At 72.1% G+C, this 14233-nt stretch carries 10 protein-coding genes and 1 pseudogene; 4 read left to right on the top strand and 7 right to left on the bottom strand.

The features are described 5' to 3' along the window. Positions 1–317: 317 nt before the first annotated feature. Both AC07FK_RS03850 and AC07FK_RS03845 read left to right on the top strand, forming a co-directional pair. Positions 318–1796 carry an amino acid permease gene (locus AC07FK_RS03850; RefSeq protein WP_479102218.1) on the top strand — a complete coding sequence of 493 codons (1479 nt, stop codon included), beginning with the start codon at positions 318–320 and terminating at the stop codon, positions 1794–1796. A 102-nt stretch (positions 1797–1898) separates the two neighbouring features. Next, on the top strand, positions 1899–3413 hold the full coding sequence (locus AC07FK_RS03845; protein ID WP_479102216.1) for an ArnT family glycosyltransferase: 1515 nt from the start codon (positions 1899–1901) through the stop codon (positions 3411–3413). On the opposite strand, the gene AC07FK_RS03840 is transcribed toward AC07FK_RS03845, so the two are convergent. Next, the gene (locus tag AC07FK_RS03840; RefSeq protein WP_479102214.1) at positions 3371–3784 is read right to left on the bottom strand and encodes an NTP pyrophosphohydrolase; all 414 of its coding nucleotides are present in this window, start codon (positions 3782–3784) and stop codon (positions 3371–3373) included. The two genes, AC07FK_RS03845 and AC07FK_RS03840, sit on opposite strands and share 43 nt — an antisense overlap. A 117-nt stretch (positions 3785–3901) precedes the next feature. Between AC07FK_RS03840 and AC07FK_RS03835 the strand changes: the two genes are divergently transcribed. After that, positions 3902–4993: a PLL family lectin gene (locus AC07FK_RS03835; protein WP_479102212.1), complete on the top strand. Its 1092-nt coding sequence runs from the start codon at positions 3902–3904 to the stop codon at positions 4991–4993. Positions 4994–5066: 73 nt separating this feature from the next. Here AC07FK_RS03835 and AC07FK_RS03830 read toward each other — a convergent pair whose 3' ends face one another. The 5 genes from AC07FK_RS03830 to AC07FK_RS03810 all read right to left on the bottom strand — a co-directional run bounded on the left by AC07FK_RS03830 (position 5067) and on the right by AC07FK_RS03810 (position 11625). Beyond that, complete coding sequence (locus tag AC07FK_RS03830; RefSeq protein WP_479102210.1) at positions 5067–7196, bottom strand: 3-hydroxyacyl-CoA dehydrogenase NAD-binding domain-containing protein; 2130 nt, start codon at positions 7194–7196, stop codon at positions 5067–5069. After that, a complete protein-coding gene (locus AC07FK_RS03825) occupies positions 7193–8419 on the bottom strand; it encodes a thiolase family protein (protein WP_453408027.1) in 1227 nt (408 codons plus the stop codon). Before AC07FK_RS03825 ends, AC07FK_RS03830 begins: the two co-directional genes overlap by 4 nt. A 183-nt stretch (positions 8420–8602) precedes the next feature. Next, a complete protein-coding gene (locus tag AC07FK_RS03820) occupies positions 8603–9883 on the bottom strand; it encodes an HRDC domain-containing protein (RefSeq protein ID WP_479102208.1) in 1281 nt (426 codons plus the stop codon). A gap of 180 nt (positions 9884–10063) precedes the next feature. Continuing rightward, positions 10064–10726 (bottom strand): helix-turn-helix transcriptional regulator, encoded by a 663-nt coding sequence (locus tag AC07FK_RS03815; protein ID WP_028813689.1) that lies wholly within the window; start codon positions 10724–10726, stop codon positions 10064–10066. 233 nt (positions 10727–10959) lie between these two features. Beyond that, entirely contained in the window at positions 10960–11625 is a 666-nt protein-coding gene (locus tag AC07FK_RS03810; RefSeq protein WP_479102207.1) for a DUF3000 domain-containing protein, read from the bottom strand. Positions 11626–11715: 90 nt separating this feature from the next. Between AC07FK_RS03810 and hemE the strand changes: the two genes are divergently transcribed. Next, complete coding sequence (hemE, locus tag AC07FK_RS03805; protein ID WP_479102206.1) at positions 11716–12786, top strand: uroporphyrinogen decarboxylase; 1071 nt, start codon at positions 11716–11718, stop codon at positions 12784–12786. Between the two features lie 51 nt (positions 12787–12837). Here the strand turns inward: hemE and AC07FK_RS03800 are convergent. Continuing rightward, a pseudogene (locus AC07FK_RS03800) lies at positions 12838–14157 on the bottom strand (FAD-dependent oxidoreductase); the annotation flags it as partial. Positions 14158–14233: the final 76 nt, after the last annotated feature.

Below are 14233 nucleotides of genomic sequence, written 5' to 3'. Positions count from 1 at the left end.
CGATCGACTCCGAAGCCGTCATGGCGGAGTAACCAGCAGTACGCACAGGAGGGGGACCACCGGCACCCCCCCCCCCGGGACCCCCCCCCCCGCCCGGGCCTCCTCGTCGTGGTCCTCCGAAAGGGTCAAACCGCGGCGCCGGTACGCATACCGGACTGTGCCTCCCATCGGGTGAAACCGGGCGGCGGTCCTCGTGGGGACTGACCGGTTCACTCACGATCATGACTGAAACTCGCTCACTTCACAGTGGGGCGAAGCCGACAGTCGGAGGTACGCCGGTGAGTACGCAGCACGACCCAGGACCAGCCAAAGAGGGCATGTTCCGGACGAAGACGGTCGAACAGTCGATCCGTGACACCGAGGAGCCGGAGCACGAGCTCAAGAAGTCCCTCTCCGCGCTCGACCTGACGGTCTTCGGCGTCGGTGTCATCATCGGCACCGGCATCTTCGTCCTGACGGGCAAGGTGGCCAAGGAGACGGCAGGCCCGGCGACCGCTCTCGCCTTCGTCGCCGCCGGCATCGTCTGCGCCCTCGCCGCGCTGTGCTACGCCGAGTTCGCCTCCACCGTCCCGGTGGCCGGCTCGGCGTACACCTTCTCGTACGCCTCCCTCGGCGAGCTGATCGCCTGGACGATCGGCTGGGACCTGGTCCTCGAATTCGCGCTGGGCACGGCGGTGGTGGCGGTCGGCTGGTCGGGCTACGTCCGCTCGCTGATGGACAACGTCGGGTGGGGGATGCCCGAGGCGCTGTCCGGACCGGAAGCCGCGGACGGGTTCGGTTTCGACCTGCTGGCGTTCCTGCTGGTGCTGCTGCTGACGGTCATCCTGGTGGTCGGCGTGAAGCTGTCCGCGCGCGTCACGGCGGTCGTGGTCGCCATCAAGGTGACCGTGGTCCTGATCGTCATCATCGCGGGCTCCTTCTTCATCAAGGCCGACAACTACTCGCCCTTCATCCCCGACGCCGTCACCCCGCCCGCCGGCTCGGGCTGGGACGCGCCGCTGGTCCAGCTGATGTTCGGTTACGAGCCCACCAACTTCGGCGTCATGGGCATCTTCACCGCCGCCTCGGTCGTCTTCTTCGCCTTCATCGGCTTCGACGTGGTGGCCACCGCCGCCGAGGAGACCAAGGTCCCGCAGCGCGACATGCCGCGCGGCATCCTGGGCTCGCTGCTCATCTGCACCGTGCTGTACGTCGCCGTGTCGCTCGTGGTCACCGGCATGCAGCACTACAGCGAGCTGTCGGTGAGCGCCCCGCTCGCCGACGCGTTCAAGGCCACCGGGCACCCCTTCTACGCCGGCACCATCAGCTTCGGCGCCGCGGTCGGCCTGACCACGGTGTGCATGATCCTGCTGCTCGGGCAGACCCGGGTGTTCTTCGCGATGAGCCGCGACGGGCTGCTCCCGCGCTTCTTCTCCGTCACGCACCCGAAGTTCCGCACCCCGTACCGCCCGACGATCCTGCTCGGCGTGGTCATCGCGATCATCGCGGGTTTCACCAGCCTGGAAGAGCTCGCGACGCTGGTGAACATCGGCACGCTCTTCGCGTTCGTCGTCGTCGCCCTCGGCGTGATCGTCCTGCGCCGGACGCGGCCCGACCTGCACCGGTCCTTCCGCACCCCGCTGGTACCGCTGGTGCCGATCCTCTCCGTGGCCGCCTCGCTCTGGCTGATGCTCAATCTGCCCGCCGAGACCTGGCTGCGGTTCGGCATCTGGATGATGCTGGGGTACGTGGTGTACTTCGCGTACGGCCGCAGGCACAGCCGCCTCGGGCGCCTGGGCGACGACGCCAAGTACTAGGCGTCATCAAGCCACTTCCGGTCGGCAGGGTCCCTTCGGCACGGCTCCGGCTCCGTATGTCCTGGTTCGGTAGGGACTGCGGGGCCGGATAGCTTGGCTCGCATGTTCACGCGGCCACCGTTGCCCTCACCGTCCGTGTCCGCGCCGGTCCTGCCCCGTCCGAGACGGACCACCGGCGCCCGGACCGCCGCGCCCCCCTTCTGGCGGACCCTGCTGCCCGCCCTGGCGCTGCTGGCCCTCGTCACCCGCCTGCCCTCCTTCCGGTTGCCCCTGTGGAACCCGGACGAGGGCTATCTCGCCGTACAGGCACGGATACTGGCCGACGGGGGAGTGCTCTACGACACGGTCGTGGACCGCAAACCTCCCCTGCTGCCCTGGCTCTACGAGAGCGCCTTCGCGGTCTTCGGCGACCAGTCGCTGCTGCCCCTCCAGCTCTGCGCGGTCGCCGCGCAGCTGCTCACCGCCGCCCTGCTCGCCTCGGTCGCCCGCCGGCGCTGGGGCGACACGGCCGGCCGCACGGCGGGCGCCCTCTACCTGCTCGTGTCCATCGGGCTCAACCCGGAGGACGCCCAGGCGGCGACGTTCGAGGTCTTCATACTGCCGTTCACGGTGGCGGCGGTGTGGTGCGCCGACCGCGGCCGGTGGTGCGGGGCGGGCGTGGCGGTCGCGGCGGCGTTCCTGACGAAGCAGACGGGCGGCGCGGTCCTCGCCCCGGTCCTGTGGCTGCTGTGGCAGAACGCGCCGGTCGTCCGAAGCGCCCTCTTCCGTACGGCCTTCGGTTTCTGCCTGCCGGTGCTGTACGCCGCGCTGCTCACCGGGCCGCACCGCTTCCTGTTCTGGACGGTCACCGGTTCGGGGACGTACGCCTCCTTCACCGGCTCCGAACTCCACGTCCTCTTCCGGGGACTGGCGAACACCCTGATCCTGTCCTTCGCCTGCGCCGGGATCCTCCCGCCGGTCCTGCGGGTGCTGCGCGCCGCCAGGACCGGCGCGGGCGACCTGTGGGTGTGGTTCCTCGGCGCGGCGGGCGCGGTGGTCCTCGGGTTCCACTTCTTCGGCCACTACTACCTCCAGCTCATGCCGCCGATCGCCCTGCTGGCCGCGGGCGCGCTCCACGTCCTCCCGGCGCGCCGGGCGGCCGTGGCCCTGCTCACCACGGCGGCCACCTGCGTGGTGTTCCTGGCGTGGGGTCTGCTGGCGCCCCGGCCCGAACTCGCGCACGCGCAGAAGGTGGCGAAAGCGGTGAAGACGCGGACCGGGCCCCAGGACCGGGTCCTGGTCTGGGGGATGCACCCCGAGGCTTACTGGCTGGCCGACCGGGCCCCCGCGAGCCGCTACCTCACGGCCGGCCTGCTCACCAACTACAGCGGCGGCCGCAACGGCCCGCAGGTCGGCGAGAAGTACGCGATGGCGGGCGCTTGGCCCGTCTTCCGGGGCGAGATGGCGGCGCGGCCCCCCGCCCTGATCGTCGACGACTCGCGCGGCAAACCCTTCGCGCCCGAGCGGCTGCCGACGCTGCGGCGGCTGCTGGCGGGATCGTACGACGAGCTGACGACGGTCGACGGGGCGGTGTTCTACGTGCGTTCCCCCTCCGCGCCGCCCGCATCGCCCGGCTGAGGCCGCACGGTCCGCGGCCCCGCGCACTCGGCTCCGTACGCCTCCACGCGCCGCCTGAGCTCCCGGTCGGCGGTGACGACCAGCACGGACGCGCCCCGGCCCGTCTCCTCCGCGACCACCTCGACGATACGGTCGTCGCCGCTGCCGGCGGCGGAGTCGACCCGTACGCCGGGCACGGAGGCCACGCCGCGGGCGGCGCCCTCGACGACGAGGAGCAGGGAGAGGGGACCGGGGCGGCCGGGGAGGCCCTCGGCGGCGTACGTCCCCAGGTGGTCGCGCAGGCGCTCGGCGGCTCCGCGACGGTCGCGCCACCAGCCGTCGGGCACGGATCCGACGACGTTCGCAGCGTCCACGACGACGAGAGTTCTCATACCATCCCTCATAGCACGAGCGTTCCGGGCGAGGCGGTCGCCACCAGCCAAAACGCTATGCTTGTTCGATATTACGGAGATCCGAGAAGCCGATGCACAGAAGGTTGGCCTGACGCCATGAGGCCGCGGAGCGCGCGTAGGACCGAGCGAATTCCCCCGTCCCCGTCGGGTCCCCCACCCGCTACCGGCCCGGAGAGCAGCCGCTGGCTGCTCCGCGGCAAGGACCACCGGCTCACCGCCTACGCCCCCGCCGAGGGCGGCCTGCTGCGCTGGACGGAGAGCGCTCCGGGCGGCCCGGGCTGGACGGGCCCGCAGTTCTTCCCGGCCCCCGGCATCGAACACCTCACCCTCGCGCAGGGGCCCGACGGCTACGTGCACTTCGTCGGCCGCCGGCGCAAGGGCGACGCCGTCGACCTCGTGCACGCGATCCAGTACCAGACCGGCCGGCCGCTGACCGCCTGGCACTCCCTCGGCAACCCGTACAAGACGGCCGAGCGCGGACTTAAGGTCGGCGTCCCGGCCGCCGCCGTCGACAGCGCCGGCTCGGTGCACGTGTTCGTACGCAACGCCGGGCGCGGGATCCAGATGCGCCGTCAGGCCGCGAACGGCAAGTGGGAGGGCTGGAAGGACCTGCGCGGCAGCAAGGCCCACGACGGCCCCACGGCGGTCGCCACGGCGTCCGGCACCGTGGAGCTGCTGGTTCCGGCGGAGGGCCGGACCCTGCGCTGGACGCAGGAGAAGCCCGCCGGCGATCTGACGCAGGCCGAGGACATCCCGCTCGTACCGGTGGTCGGCACGGTCACCGGTCTGGAGACCGCCGAGGACCGCGTCACGTACTACTGGAACGACGCCGATGCCAAGGGCATCACCGCCCTGCGCCCCGGCGAGGAGCCCGTCTCCCTCTCCGGCACGCCCGCGGACAGCACCCTCGCCGCCCTGCGGGCCGAGGTGGGCGGCCACGACTGCACGGTCCTGGCCCACCGGGGCGGCGACGGCCGGCCCGTGCTGGCGGCCTGCGTGACGCACGCCGAGGCCGACGGCGTGTGGTGGACCGCCACGGGTGACGAGTGCCTGGGCGCGCCGGCGCTGGCCGTCGACGCGGCGGGCCGTGTGGTCCTCGCGGTGATCGGCCGCGACGGCGCCCTGCACGTGGCCCGCCAGAAGCCGGAGGAGGAGGGCCTGGCCCTGGCGGCCTGGACCCGCGTCTGAGGATCCCGCCGGCACCTACGGAAGTGCCCGGCACACCAGGTGGTGTGCCGGGCACTTCCGCGTACGGCGGAGGTTACGCGGGGACGCTCGCCACGCCCTGCGCCAGGAACTTCTTGCCGTTCACGCGCTCCGAGTAGCCCTCACGGTCCAGGTACGGCGTGATGCCGCCCAGGTGGAAGGGCCAGCCCGCGCCGGTGATCAGGCAGAGGTCGATGTCCTGCGCCTCGGCGACGACACCCTCCTGGAGCATGAGCCCGATCTCCTGCGCCACGGCCTCCATGACGCGGGTACGGACCTGCTCCTCCGTCAGGACGCTGTCGCCCTGCTCGAGGAGGGCGGCGACCTCGGGGTCGAGCTCGGGCTTGCCCGAGTCGTAGACGTAGAAACCGCGCTTGCCGGCCTTGACCACGGCGGCCAGGTTCGGGGACACCGTGAAGCGCTCCGGGAAGGCGCGGTTCAGGGTCTCCGAGACGTGCAGACCGATGGCCGGGCCGACCAGCTCGAGCAGCACCAGCGGGGACATCGGCAGACCGAGCGGCTCGACGGCCTTCTCGGCGACCTTGACCGGGGTGCCCTCGTCGATGGTGTTCTGGATCTCGCCCATGAAGCGGGTGAGGATGCGGTTCACCACGAACGCCGGGGCGTCCTTGCAGAGGACGGCCGTCTTCTTGAGCTTGCGCGCGACGCCGAAGGCCGTGGCCAGCGAGGCGTCGTCGGTCTGCTCGCCGCGCACGATCTCCAGGAGCGGGAGGATCGCGACCGGGTTGAAGAAGTGGAAGCCGACGACCCGCTCGGGGTGCTTCAGCTTCGACGCCATCTCCGAGACGGACAGCGAGGAGGTGTTGGTGGCGAGGATCGCGTGGGCCGGGGCGACCGCCTCGACCTCCGCGAACACCTGCTGCTTGACGCCCATCTCCTCGAAGACGGCCTCGATGATGAAGTCGGCGTCGGAGAAGCCCTCGGCCTTGTCCAGCACACCGGAGACCAGACCCTTGAGGCGGTTGGCCTTGTCCTGGTTGACGCGGCCCTTGCCGAGCAGCTTGTCGATCTCGGCGTGGACGTAGCCCACGCCCTTGTCGACGCGCTCCTGGTCGATGTCGGTCAGGACGACCGGCACCTCCAGGCGCCGGAGGAACAGCAGCGCGAGCTGCGAGGCCATCAGACCGGCGCCCACGACGCCGACCTTGGTGACCGGACGCGCCAGCGACTTGTCCGGCGCACCGGCCGGACGCTTCGCGCGCTTCTGGACCAGGTTGAAGGCGTAGATGCCGCTGCGCAGCTCGCCGCCCATGATCAGGTCCGCGAGGGCGGTGTCCTCGGCGTCGAAGCCGGCGCCCAGGTCGCCGTCCTTCGCCGCCGCGATGATCTCCAGCGCGCGGTACGCCGCGGGGGCGGCGCCGTGCACCTTGGAGTCCGCGATCGCCCTGCCGCGCGCGACGGCCTGGTCCCAGCCCTCACCGCGGTCGATCTCCGGCCGTACGACCTGGAGCTCGCCGCGGAGCACGGAAGCGGTCCAGATCAGCGACTGCTCCAGGAAGTCCGCGCCCTCGAAGAGCGCGTCGGCGATCCCGAGCTCGTAGACCTGCTTGCCCTTGAGCTGCTTGTTCTGGTTGAGCGAGTTCTCGATGATGACCGAAACCGCCCGGTCGGCGCCGATCAGGTTCGGCAGCAGCGCGCAGCCGCCCCAGCCCGGAACCAGGCCGAGGAAGACCTCGGGCAGCGAGAACGCGGGGAGCGCGGCCGAGACCGTGCGGTAGGTGCAGTGCAGGCCGACCTCGACGCCGCCGCCCATCGCCGCGCCGTTGTAGTACGCGAAGGTGGGGACCGCGAGGCCGGACAGGCGGCGGAAGACGTCGTGGCCGCCCTTGCCGATCGCCAGCGCGTCCTCGTGCCGCTTCAGCAGCTCGACGCCCTTGAGGTCGGCGCCGACGGCGAAGATGAACGGCTTGCCGGTGAGGCCGACACCGACGATGGAGCCCTCGGCGGCCTCCTTCTCGACCTGGTCGATCGCCGTGTTCAGGTTGGCGAGCGACTGCGGGCCGAAGGTGGTCGGCTTGGTGTGGTCGAAGCCGTTGTCCAGCGTGATCAGCGCGAACCGGCCCGCGCCCTGCGGCAGTTCGAAGTGCCGTACGTGGGCGCTGGTGACGACCTCGTCCGGGAACAGCTCGGCCGCCCCCTTCAAAAGCTCAACGGTGGTGCTCACTTGCTGCCTCCGGCGTCCTTGTGGTTCGGGTTCTCCCAGATCACGGTGGCGCCCATGCCGAAGCCGACGCACATCGTGGTGAGGCCGTAGCGGACCTCCGGCTGCTCCTCGAACTGGCGGGCCAGCTGCGTCATCAGACGCACGCCGGAGGAGGCCAGCGGGTGACCGTAGGCGATCGCGCCGCCGTACTGGTTGACGCGGGCGTCGTCGTCGGCGATCCCGTAGTGCTCCAGGAACGCGAGGACCTGGACGGCGAACGCCTCGTTGATCTCGAAGAGGTTGATGTCCTCGATCGACAGACCCGCCTTGGCCAGCGCCTTCTCGGTCGCCGGGATCGGGCCGTAGCCCATGACCTCGGGCTCCACGCCGGCGAAGGCGTAGGAGACGAGGCGCATCTTCACCGGGAGGTCGTGCTCGCGGGCGAAGTCCTCGGAGGCGAGGATCGAGGCGGTGGCGCCGTCGTTGAGACCGGCCGCGTTGCCGGCGGTGACGTTGCCGTGGACGCGGAACGGCGTCTTCAGGTTCGCCAGCGACTCCAGCGTGGTGCCCGGGCGCATCGGCTCGTCGGCCGTGACCAGGCCCCAGCCGGTCTCGCCGGCCTCCGCGTTGGTGCGGCGCACCGAGACCGGCACCAGGTCCGCCTGGATCTTGCCGTCGGCGTACGCCTTGGCGGCCTTCTCCTGCGAGCGCACGGCGTACTCGTCGGCGCGCCGCTTGGTGATGCTCGGGTAGCGGTCGTGCAGGTTCTCGGCGGTCATGCCCATGAAGAGGGCGGACTCGTCGACGAGCTTCTCCGACACGAAGCGCGGGTTCGGGTCTACGCCCTCACCCATCGGGTGGCGGCCCATGTGCTCGACACCGCCGGCGATGACGGCGTCGTACGCGCCGAAGGCGATCGAACCGGCCAGCGAGGTCACGGACGTCAGGGCGCCGGCGCACATGCGGTCGATGGAGTAACCCGGGACGGACTGCGGCAGACCGGCGAGGATGCCCGCCGTACGGCCGAGGGTCAGGCCCTGGTCACCGATCTGCGTGGTCGCGGCGATGGCGACCTCGTCGATCTTCGCGGGGTCGAGGCCGGGGTTGCGGCGCAGCAGCTCCCGGATGGCCTTCACGACGAGATCGTCGGCGCGGGTCTCGTGGTAGATGCCCTTCGGGCCCGCCTTGCCGAACGGGGTGCGGACGCCGTCGACGAAGACGACATCCCTGACGGTACGAGGCACGATTGGCTCTCCTCCAGGGTGCGGGGTGGCACTGCTGCACGTCGGGCACGCCGCGTGGGCGTGCTGCGTACCGCCATGCTACTTGCGGGTAACCAAGCTGCCCACCCCCCACGGCGGGAGCGGCGAACGTCACACGGAGAAGCCCCCGGCCGAGGACGGCCGGGGGCTTGGTTCCGGGGACGCTCAGGCCGCCGCCGTCACGGTCAGCGCCTTGGTCAGCAGCGGTGCCACGAGCTCCACCTGCCACGGGCGCGCACCGTACGACGCCAGCGCCTCGGCCACCGCTTCCGCCGTCGCGTCCTTCGGCGGCTCCCAGCAGACCCGGCGCACGGTGTCCGGGGTGATCAGGTTCTCCTGCGGCATGTTCAGCTCCTCCGCGAGCGCGGAGACGGCCGCCCGGGCGGCCGACAGGCGAGCCGCCGCGGCCGGGTCCTTGTCCGCCCACGAACGCGGCGGGGGCGGACCGGTCACGGCCGCTCCGGGCTGCGGAAGCTCGGAGTCCGGCAGCGCCCTGGCCCGGTCGACGACTGCCTGCCACTGCTCCAGCTGCCGCCGTCCCATGCGGTGGCCGAAACCGGGCAGGGCGGACAGCGCCTGGACGTTCAGCGGCACGGCCAGCGCCGCCTCGACGATGGCGGTGTCGCTCAGCACCTTGCCGGGCGACACGTCGCGCCGCTGGGCGATGCGGTCCCGCGCGTTCCACAGCTCCCGCACGATCGCCATCTGACGGCGGCGGCGCACCTTGTGCATGCCGGACGTACGGCGCCACGGGTCCTTGCGCGGTGGCGCGGGCGGGGCCGACGCGATGGCGTCGAACTCCTGGCGGGCCCACTCCAGCTTCCCCTGCCGGTCGAGCTCCTTCTCCAGCGCGTCGCGCAGGTCGACGAGCAGCTCGACGTCCAGCGCGGCGTACCGCAGCCAGGGCTCGGGCAGCGGGCGGGTGGACCAGTCGACCGCGGAGTGCCCCTTCTCCAGGGCGTACCCGAGGACGGACTCGACCATCGCGCCGAGGCCGACGCGCGGGAACCCCGCGAGCCGGCCCGCCAGCTCGGTGTCGAAGAGGCGGGTGGGGACCATGCCTATTTCGCGCAGGCACGGAAGGTCCTGGGTGGCGGCGTGGAGGATCCACTCGCTGCCCGCGAGGGCTTCTCCCAGGCCGGACAGGTCGGGGCAGCCGACGGGGTCGATCAGCGCGCTGCCGGCGCCCTCGCGGCGCAGCTGCACGAGGTAGGCCCGCTGTCCGTACCGGTAGCCGGACGCCCGCTCGGCGTCGACGGCCACGGGCCCGGTGCCGCGGGCGAAGGCCGCGACGACTTCGTCGAGGGCCTCCTGGGTGGCAACCACCGGCGGAATGCCTTCGCGGGGCTCCAGCAAGGGAATCGGCGCCGTCTCGACGTCGTCCGGGGGGTCGCCCCCGGGGTTTCGCAGGTCTGGCTCTGCTGCGGTCTCTTGGGCGTCGGTCACGTGTAAAGGGTATCCGCACGAGCGAACGCCTGACCTGCACTCGTCCGCGAAAGTGCGGGTGACCTGCGAAAACCAGCCCCGGCGCGATGTCGCCCGAATGTGCCTTTTCCGGGCGCGGCACATGGGACGCGCCCGCCGGCGGAACGTTCCGTCGGCGGGCGCGGGAGGGAGTGGACTCGGTCAGTGGATGATTCCGGTCCGCAGGGCCACCGCGACCATCCCGGCACGGTCGCCCGTGCCGAGCTTGCGCGCGATGCGGGCGAGGTGGCTCTTGACCGTCAGGGCGGAGAGGCCCATCGAGACGCCGATCGCCTTGTTCGACTGGCCTTCCGCGACCAGTCTGAGCACCTCGACCTCGCGGCCGGAGAGTTCGCGGTAACCGCCCGGGTGGCTCGGGGCGCCCGGGGGGCGGCGGTGCATTCGGGCTGCCGCGGCGCCGATGGGGGCGGCGCCGGGGCGGGTGGGGTGCCCGATGTTGTTGCGCGTACCGGTGACGACGTAGCCCTTGACGCCGCCCGCGAGGGCATTGCGTACGGCGCCGATGTCGTCGGCTGCGGAGAGGGCGAGCCCGTTGGGCCAGCCCGCGGCGCGGGTTTCGGAGAGCAGGGTCAGCCCGGAACCGTCGGGCAGGTGGACGTCGGCAACGCAGATGTCGCGCGGACTGCCGACGCGGGGGCGTGCCTCCGCGATGGACGACGCTTCGATGACGTCTCGTACTCCAAGGGCCCACAGATGGCGGGTGACGGTGGAGCGGACGCGCGGGTCGGCCACGACGACCATGGCCGTCGGCTTGTTAGGGCGGTAGGCGACCAGGCTTGCGGGCTGCTCGAGGAGAACGGACACCAGGCCTCCTGGGGGAGTGGCGGAACTCGCCGGCTCGGGGTGAAGCCGGGGGGGAACCGTGCTGAAGGGTCATCAACCTCTTCGGCAGCAGTGCCGCTCTCCTTTAGGGAAAGATCACGATTTGGTGAGTAACAATTCGGGCAATTCGGACGGGTGCTCGATCATGTGATGAATAGGCGGTCGGAGAACACGAAAGAGGGCGCGCCACCCGGGCACGCCCTCCATGTCACCTGCTACGGCGCCTGCGGCCCCCGCCGTTGCGGAAGCGACACCACACCGGCCTCCACCGGACCCGACCCGTGCCCGCTCACCGGAGGCAGCCCGGCGACCTGCGCCAGCAGGTCGCACCAGGCGGCCAGGTGCGCCGCCGTGTCCGGCACCCCGCCTCGCCCCTCGCGCGGCGTCCACGACGCCCTGATCTCGATCTGCGTCGCGGGCCTGCGCTCGGCCAGCCCGCCGAAGTAGTACGAACCGGCCCGCGTCACCGTGCCGCTCGCCTCCGCGTACGACAGGCCGCGCGCCTCCAGCGCGCCGGTCAGCCAGGACCAGCTGACGTCGGGCAGCAGCGGGTCGGCCGCCATCTCCGGCTCCAGTTCCGCCCGTACGAGCGTCACCAGGCGGAACGTTCCGTGCCAGGCGTCGTGGCCCGCCGGATCGTGCAGCAGCACCAGCCGCCCGTCCGCCAGGTCCTCGTCGCCGTGCACCACCGCGGCCTCCAGCGCGTACGCGTACGGAGCCAGTCTCTGCGGCGGGCGGGTCGGGTCCACCTCCACCTCGGGGCGCAGGCGCGCCGAGCACAGGCCCTCGACCGCCTGACGGAACGCGGGCGGGGCGGAGTCGCCCCCCGCACCGCTCCTGTCGTCAGCATCATCCGAAAGTCGTCCCTGCGCCGGAGCCATGCGGGGAAGCGTAGGCGGAACGCGGGCTTCGCGCAGGGAAGGACACCCGCCCCGCGACAACCGCTTCGGCCCGCGTGCGAAGATTTGGGCGTGAGTGCCAATGACCGCCGCCCCGTGGGCAGCCCGCAGAGCCAGACGTACGACTCGGCCTTCCTCAAGGCGTGCAGGCGCGAGCCGGTGCCGCACACGCCGGTCTGGTTCATGCGGCAGGCGGGACGCTCGCTGCCGGAGTACCTGAAGGTGCGGGAGGGCATCCCGATGCTCGACTCCTGCATGCGGCCCGAGCTGGTCACCGAGATCACGCTGCAGCCCGTGCGCCGTCACGGCGTCGACGCGGCCATCTTCTTCAGCGACATCGTGGTGCCGCTGAAGGCCATCGGGATCGACCTGGACATCAAGCCCGGCGTCGGCCCGGTGATCGCCGAGCCGATCCGCACCCGCGCCGACCTCGCCCGCCTGCGGGACCTCACGCCGGAGGACGTCACCTACGTCACCGAGGCGATCGGGATGCTCACGCGTGAGCTCGGGTCCACTCCGCTCATCGGATTCGCGGGCGCGCCTTTCACTCTCGCGAGTTACCTCGTGGAGGGCGGCCCCTCGCGCAACCACGAGCACACCAAGGCCCTCATGTACGGCGACCCGCAGCTGTGGGCGGATCTCCTCGACCGTCTCGCGGAGATCACCGGCGCGTTCCTGAAGGTTCAGATCGAGGCCGGCGCGTCCGCCGTGCAGCTCTTCGACTCCTGGGTCGGCGCGATCGCGCCCGCGGACTACACGCGCTCCGTGATGCCCGCCTCGGCGAAGGTCTTCGACGCGGTGGCGTCGTACGGAGTGCCGCGCATCCACTTCGGCGTCGGCACCGGAGAGCTGCTCGGGCTGATGGGCGAGGCCGGCGCCGACGTCGTCGGCGTCGACTGGCGCGTCCCGATGGACGATGCTGCGCGGCGCGTCGGCCCCGGCAAGGCGCTCCAGGGCAACCTCGACCCCGCCGTCCTCTTCTCGACCCCCGACGCGGTCATGGCGAAGACGGACGAGGTGCTGGCGGCGGCGTCCGGCCTGGAGGGCCACATCTTCAACCTGGGCCACGGTGTCCTGCCGACGACGGACCCCGACGCCCTGACCCGCCTCACGGACTACGTCCACACCCGCACGGCACGCTAGCCGCCGGCGCCCGCGGCGGGCCGGGAAAGGCCCGCCGCGAACGACCGTCCCCTAAGCACCCGCCTCCCGGACCGCCGTCACCGCCTTGCGGGCAGCGACCAGGACCGGGTCCCACACCGGGGAGAACGGCGGCGCGTAGCCCAGGTCCAGCGCGGTCATCTGCTCCACCGTCATCCGGGCGGTGAGAGCGACCGCCGCGACGTCGACCCGCTTGCCGGCGCCCTCGCGCCCGACGATCTGGACGCCCAGCAGCCGCCCCGTGCGCCGCTCCGCGATCATCTTCACCGTCATCGGCGACGCGCCGGGGTAGTACCCGGCGCGGCTCGTCGACTCGATCGTCGCCGTCACGTACTGGAGGCCCTGCGCCCGCGCGTCCTTCTCCCGCAGTCCGGTCCGGGCGATCTCCAGGTCGCACACCTTGCTGACCGCCGTGCCGACGACACCGGGGAACGTCGCGTAGCCGCCTCCCGCGTTCGAGCCGATCACCTGGCCGTGCTTGTTCGCGTGTGTGCCGAGCGCGATGTGGCGCCGCCGGCCCGACACGAGGTCGAGCACCTCGACGCAGTCGCCGCCCGCCCAGATGTCGTCGTGACCCACGACGCGCATCGAGAGGTCGGTGACCAGCCCGCCGTACGACCCGACCGGCAGGCCCGCCTCCCGCGCCAGAGCCGTCTCGGGCTCCACGCCGATGCCCAGCACCACGACGTCCGCCGGATAGGTCTCCGCGTCCGTGGCGACCGCCCGGACGCGGCCGTCGGCACCGGTGAGGACCTCGGTCACCTCGGTACCCGGGACGGTGGTGATGCCCATGCCGTTCATCGCGTCGTGCACGAGGCGGCCCATGTCCGGGTCGAGCGTCGACATCGGCTGCTCGCCCCTGTTCAGGACGGTCACCTCGTACCCGCGGCCGACCAGCGCCTCCGCCATCTCGACGCCGATGTACCCGGCCCCGACGACGACCGCGCGCCGCCCCCGCGTCCGCTCCAGCGTGTCGATCAGGGCCTGGCCGTCGCCGAGGGTCTGCACGCCGTGCACCCCCGGCGCGTCGATGCCGGGCAGCGGCGGGCGCACCGGCCGGGCTCCGGTCGCCACCACCAGCTTGTCGTAGCCGGTCCACGACTCGGCGCCCGATTCCAGATCGCGCGAGCGCACCCGGCGCCCCGCCACGTCGACGGCGGTGACCTCCGTGCGGACCCGCAGGTCGATGTCGCGCGCGCGGTGCTCCTCGGGCGTACGGGCGATCAGCTCGTCCCGGTCCCGGACGGCTCCGCCGACCCAGTACGGGATGCCGCACGCCGAGTACGACGTGAAGTCGCCCCGCTCGAAGGCGACGATCTCCAGCTCGTCCGGGCCCCTGAGCCTGCGGGCCTGGGGGGGGGGGGGGGGGGGGGGGGGGGGGGGGGGAGGGGAGAGGGGTGGGGGGGGGGGGGGGGGGGGGGGGTGGGGG

The sequence above is a fragment of the Streptomyces sp. NPDC046122 genome (assembly GCF_056429965.1).
The sequence above is the reverse complement of the archived record's forward strand: the minus strand, read 5'-3'. Positions and strand labels throughout refer to the sequence as shown.

What these genes read in the sequence shown, in the direction of transcription:
- AC07FK_RS03845 (WP_479102216.1), top strand. Translation starts at nt 1,899, where the DNA reads ATGTTCACGCGGCCACCGTTGCCCTCACCGTCCGTGTCCGCGCCGGTC.
- AC07FK_RS03850 (WP_479102218.1), top strand. Translation starts at nt 318, where the DNA reads ATGTTCCGGACGAAGACGGTCGAACAGTCGATCCGTGACACCGAGGAG.
- AC07FK_RS03835 (WP_479102212.1), top strand. Translation starts at nt 3,902, where the DNA reads ATGAGGCCGCGGAGCGCGCGTAGGACCGAGCGAATTCCCCCGTCCCCG.
- AC07FK_RS03840 (WP_479102214.1), bottom strand. Translation starts at nt 3,784, where the DNA reads ATGAGAACTCTCGTCGTCGTGGACGCTGCGAACGTCGTCGGATCCGTG.
- AC07FK_RS03810 (WP_479102207.1), bottom strand. Translation starts at nt 11,625, where the DNA reads ATGGCTCCGGCGCAGGGACGACTTTCGGATGATGCTGACGACAGGAGC.